The organism is uncultured Rikenella sp. (assembly GCF_910577125.1).
Classification (GTDB): Bacteria; Bacteroidota; Bacteroidia; order Bacteroidales; family Rikenellaceae; genus Rikenella.
In genome coordinates, this window is sequence record NZ_CAJTMN010000161.1 from 1 (window position 1) to 3,124 (window position 3,124).

The 3,124-nt window shown below is 60.4% G+C and carries 3 protein-coding genes; 2 read left to right on the forward strand and 1 reads right to left on the reverse strand.

The annotated features are described in order from the left end of the window. On the forward strand, positions 1–272 hold a 272-nt coding region (locus tag QZ292_RS10120), incomplete at its 5' end, for a hypothetical protein (protein WP_294601177.1). Between the two features lie 195 nt (positions 273–467). Here QZ292_RS10120 and glyA read toward each other — a convergent pair. Beyond that, positions 468–1,748, reverse strand: a complete 1,281-nt coding sequence (gene glyA, locus QZ292_RS10125; protein WP_294601179.1) for a serine hydroxymethyltransferase — start codon at positions 1,746–1,748, stop codon at positions 468–470. Positions 1,749–1,909: 161 nt separating this feature from the next. Between glyA and fabG the strand changes: the two genes are divergently transcribed. Continuing rightward, positions 1,910–2,656 carry a 3-oxoacyl-[acyl-carrier-protein] reductase gene (gene fabG / locus QZ292_RS10130; protein WP_294601181.1) on the forward strand — a complete coding sequence of 249 codons (747 nt, stop codon included), beginning with the start codon at positions 1,910–1,912 and terminating at the stop codon, positions 2,654–2,656. The last annotated feature ends 468 nt before the right edge of the window (positions 2,657–3,124 follow it).

Below are 3,124 nucleotides of genomic sequence, written 5' to 3' on the forward strand. Positions count from 1 at the left end.
GCGACCCGCAGGGTCGCGCGGGCCGGAGCCACCCCAGGCGTAGGCCTGCAACTCGACGGAGCTCGTTTCCGGCCTCGCTGGCACCGGCCCGCTACAACTTCTACCGTTTTGAGTGCATTTACCGCGCGCTGACGGAAATCTTATCCAAACACGCAGTGCGCGTTTGGATGATTTCCTACTCCAGCGGTCGCGCGCGGGACGAGTTTGGTGTGCGCGCCGGAGCGATTCAACTGTTTCGCCTCATCGTCGAAACAGTTGAATCACCTCTTTAGGCGGCGGCGCGCGATTGGTTTGAGGGTACTGCGCTCAGGCCGCGCGGGCCCCACGTCCCGTGGACGGGAAATGCTACGCATTTCCACTTTTCTGCTCAGCCCAATTCTTCGCACCGTTCTCTGTTCACACACCGGGCGCTCCGCAGGACTCAAGCTTCGCTCACGCATCGCTGCGACAGCCTCAGCCCCGCGAACCTACCACGCGAAAAGCGGGAAGTTCGCCATCAGGGTATTCACCTCGCTCCGCACCGCCGCAATAACCTGCTCATCCTCAGGAGCGCTCAGCACCCGGTCGATCAGATCCACGATCACCGGCATGTGTTCCTCTTTCAGCCCCCGCGTCGTAATGGCCGGCGTACCGACCCGAATCCCCGAAGTCTGGAACGGCGAACGGCTGTCGAACGGCACCATGTTCTTATTGGTCGTAATATCCGCCGCCACGAGCGAGCGTTCGGCCTGTTTCCCCGTCAACTCCGGGAACTTGCCCCGCAGGTCGATCAGCATCAGGTGGTTGTCCGTCCCGCCCGAAATCAGCTTGTAACCCTTGGCCACGAACGCCGCTGCCATCGCCTGCGCATTCTTCACCACCTGCGTCTGATACTCCTTATAGGCCGGCTGGAGCGCCTCGCCGAAAGCCACCGCCTTGGCCGCGATCACATGTTCGAGCGGCCCGCCCTGTACGCCCGGGAAAACGGCGCTGTTCAGCATGGCCGACATCTTTTTGGTCTCGCCCTTCGGCGTCTTCACCCCCCACCAGTTCTCGAAGTCCTTTCCGACGAGGATAATCCCCCCGCGCGGCCCGCGCAGGGTCTTGTGCGTGGTCGAGGTGACGATATGGGCGTATTTCACCGGATTTTCCAGCAGCCCCGCCGCAATCAGCCCCGCCGTGTGGGCCATATCGACCCACAGCACCGCCCCCACCTTGTCCGCGATCTCGCGCATCCGTTTGTAGTCCCACTCGCGCGAGTAGGCCGACGCACCGCCGATAATCATCCGCGGCTTGTGTTCCAAAGCCAGGGCCTCCATCTTGTCGTAATCGATCGTGCCGGTCGCCTCGTCCACCTGGTAGCCCACCGGCCGGTAGAGAATCCCCGAGAAGTTGACCGGCGACCCGTGGGTCAGGTGTCCCCCGTGCGCCAGGTCGAGTCCCATGAAGGTATCCCCCGGCTGCATCACGGCCAGAAAAACAGCCATATTGGCCTGCGCTCCCGAGTGGGGCTGGACGTTGGCATACTCGGCCCCGTAGAGCTCGCACACGCGGTCGATGGCCAGCTGTTCGACCTGATCGACCACCTGACAGCCGCCGTAATACCGGGCGTTGGGATACCCCTCTGCATATTTGTTGGTCAGGACGGAGCCCATCGCTTCCATCACCTCTTCGCTGACGAAGTTTTCGGAGGCGATCAGTTCGATACCGTGGGTCTGGCGGGCGCGTTCCTGCCCGATGAGGTCGAAAATGGCTGTGTCGCGGTTCATAGTACCTTGCTGTATTTGAAAGAGTTAAACGATTCGAATCGAGGTATTCGCGGGCTAAAGGTAGGCAAAATTTCGCCCCCTTCCACCGCAGGTTCCCGGAATGCGGGAAAAAACATTATCTTTGCTCCGGTTACAACTTTTTCAAAACACGAACTACAGACATGAAACTTCTCGAAGGAAAGGTCGCCGTCATCACGGGCGCTGCACGCGGGATCGGCAAAGCGATCGCGCTCAAATTCGCTTCCGAAGGGGCGAACATCGCTTTCACCGACCTGAACGAAGACGATAACTTCCGGAATACGGAAAAAGAGATCGCCGCGCTGGGGGTCAAGGCCAAGGGATATGCGTCGAACGCGGCGGATTTCGCACAGGCGGCGGAGACGATCGACCAGATCGTCAAGTATTTCGGCCGGGTGGATATTCTGGTGAACAACGCCGGGATTACGCGCGACGGGCTGCTGATGCGGATGAGCGAACAGCAGTGGGATCTGGTGATCGGGGTGAACCTCAAATCGGCGTTCAACCTGACGAAGGCGGTGCTGCCGTACATGATGAAGCAGAAGTCGGGCTCGATCGTCAACATGAGCTCGGTGGTCGGGGTGAGCGGGAATGCGGGGCAGGCCAACTACTCGGCTTCGAAGGCGGGGCTGATCGGGCTGACGAAGTCGACGGCGAAAGAGCTGGGATCGCGCGGGATCCGCTGCAACGCGATCGCTCCGGGATTCATCATCACGGACATGACGGGGGCGCTGTCGGAAGAGGTGCGCAAGGACTGGGAATCGAAAATTCCGCTCAAACGGGGCGGGACGCCGAACGATGTGGCGAATGTCTGCACGTTCCTGGCTTCGGATTTGTCGAGCTATGTGACGGGGCAGGTGATCCACTGCTGCGGCGGGATGAACATGTAGCCTGAAACCTTATAAAAGGACACTTTTGCAATGAGCGTCGGTTTCTGTTCTCGCAGAAACCGACGCTTTTTATTCGAAAAGCTTACCGGCACACGGCAAAGACGAAGATTGGGGCCGCTGCCCACCGCATGAACAGGAAATAGGGGATACAGCAACCAAGCAAGCGATACGTAGTATCGCTCCGTCCCGCCGGGGTCACCCGGACGCCGCCCGCGTAGGGCAGTTCCATCCGGCTCGGAACTCGACAGTCGCCCGCCCGCGTAAAAAGAGATTTCGCTCATTTTGCGGTGAGCAAAATTGAGATGAAATCCCAGCGGGCGACGGCAAATGCACAGGGCGGCGGAGCGATAGCGGAGCCGCAGTGAGGCGGATACGGGGCAGTGCTTTGGGTGAAAACATGGGCTGTGCTCTTGCGACCCGTAGGGGCGCGCAGTCCGACGCCCCGGCAGGCGGAGGGCTGCAACTCGT

What these genes read in the sequence shown, in the direction of transcription:
- glyA (WP_294601179.1), bottom strand. Translation starts at nt 1,748, where the DNA reads ATGAACCGCGACACAGCCATTTTCGACCTCATCGGGCAGGAACGCGCC.
- fabG (WP_294601181.1), top strand. Translation starts at nt 1,910, where the DNA reads ATGAAACTTCTCGAAGGAAAGGTCGCCGTCATCACGGGCGCTGCACGC.